At 71.3% G+C, this 1,890-nt stretch carries 1 protein-coding gene; it reads right to left on the reverse strand.

What is annotated here, in order from left to right:
* On the reverse strand, window positions 1-1,875 hold a 1,875-nt coding region (locus tag CJZ98_RS17600; protein WP_232756598.1), incomplete at its 3' end, for an AAA family ATPase.
* Between the last annotated feature and the right edge of the window lie 15 nt (window positions 1,876-1,890).

The following is a 1,890-nucleotide window of genomic DNA, read 5'->3' on the forward strand; positions in this document are numbered from 1 at the left end:
GGGCAGATCGAGTTCCACCGGGTAGGGATGGGTGTCGGCGGCGGAGCCCGGCTCCAGCACGTGCGGGGCGTTGGCGTGATGCCACCAGTGCTCGCCGGGTAGGGGTTTAGAGAAGCGGGTGTGCTCGATCGGGTAGCGCTGCAGGCCCTCGCGGATGAAGGCAAAGGCCCAGCCCTGGCAGCAGAAGCGCAGCGTCACCAGCTGCCTTGCGCGCTGACGGGCGTTGGGGCTGGCCAGCCGCAGCTGAGCCTGCAGATCATTCCCGAAGTAGATGCCGCCGCTGTGGTGCAGCAGCAGCTCCAGGCGACGCAGGGCCTGGCTGTGGGCGTCGTCCGTGCGGCGGTTGCCGCGTTCGCTGCGGCGCAGGGCGAGGCGATCGAGGCGTTCGCTGCGGATCAGGCCCACGCCGGTGCCGATCGCGTCCTCCTCGAATACGAGATACCAGCCGATGTTGTGAAACAGCAGCTGCAGCGGCCACACGCGGAACGCGCCGCTGGGGCTGTCCGCGAAGGACGCCACCGACACGTAGCGCTCCAGCTCGATGCGGCGCCGCTCCACGATCGCTGTTTCCAGCGCTTCCGCCTGGCGCTCGGCCGCCAGGGAATCGGGCCGCACCAGGGCGCTGCTCACGATCGAGCGATTGGCGAAGGCCCGCACCGGCGGGGCGCCATCCAGGGCGATCCCGCCCCAGCTGAGCCGCTGCTCCAGTTCGCCCAGCAGATCCTGGGCGCTGGGATCGGCCAGCCGGCCGGCGGCCTGGCTCACCACCCCATGGATCTCGCGCAGGCGGTGGGCTGAGAGCAGCGCCGTGCCCAGGGCATAGCCGTGGCGCACGTTGTCGTTGCGGCGGCGGAAGCCGTAGGGGGTGAGCAGCTTCTCGAGGTCCTTGCGCAGGGTGGCCGTCTCACCAGGCAGGTAGGCGCCGGGGATGGCCTCCATCTGGGCGATCAGATGCTCCGGCAAGGAGCGCCCGGGCGCCCGATCGAAGGGTTGCTGCAGCAGGTGGCGCAGCAGGGTGAACACCCGCTGGAACACGGGCGCATCGCCCAGGGGCGGATGGCCACCGTTCACGCCTCCCAGCCACGGGCCCTGCTGCGACGCCGCGAGGGGCGCAGGCGGCTGGATCGGGGCCAGCGCGGGCTCAGCGGTGCAGAAACCATTCGCTTCCAGCCAAGCCAGATCGTCCCGGATCGCCGCCCCATCGCCGTAGCAGGCGCCATGGAGCCGGCGCAGGTAGGCGGCGGCCTGATCGGCCAGGTCGCCCTCCGGCAGTGGCGACACAATCGCCTCCAGCTCGGATCGGGTGGCCGGATCGGCGCTGGAGAGTTCGGGGAAGGTGATCAGCAGCCGCAGCAGATAGAGCAGCCGCTCCAGATCCAGCAACCGCGAGTAGCCGTGCAGCTCAAAACGCCTCTCCCGGTTGCGGGCTGAGCGGATGCGGTGATCGAGGCGGGTCAGTTCGTCGCGCAGCAGCGGCTCCAGCTCGCGCTGGTGGGTGGGCACCACCGCCACCAGGGCCGCCAACCCCGCAGCCCGGGATGGCCCGAAGTCCGGATCCGCCAGGGCAGCGGCCATCTCGCGGATCACGGGTTCGGGCACCACCCGCTGGCGGGTCTGGTTCCACTGCAGGCAGGTGGCGAGCGGTGTGTAGAGCCACCAGCCGATCCACTCCACCGGCGCCGGCAGGCTCAGGGCCTGGGTGATCGCCAGCCGCCAGGGGCGGCGGGCGTGGGTGGCATCCACGATCACCGGCGTGCCGGCCGCCACGGAATCACGGATGCGCTGGTGCAGCCGGGCCTCGATGTCGCGCCAGGGGCCCTGCACGGCCGCATCGCCGAACAGCTCGCCGCGCACCACGTCGGTGGAGAGCACCACGGCACCGGTGAGGCC

Origin of the sequence: Vulcanococcus limneticus LL (assembly GCF_002252705.1) — a bacterium.
Classification (GTDB): Bacteria; Cyanobacteriota; Cyanobacteriia; order PCC-6307; family Cyanobiaceae; genus Vulcanococcus; species Vulcanococcus limneticus.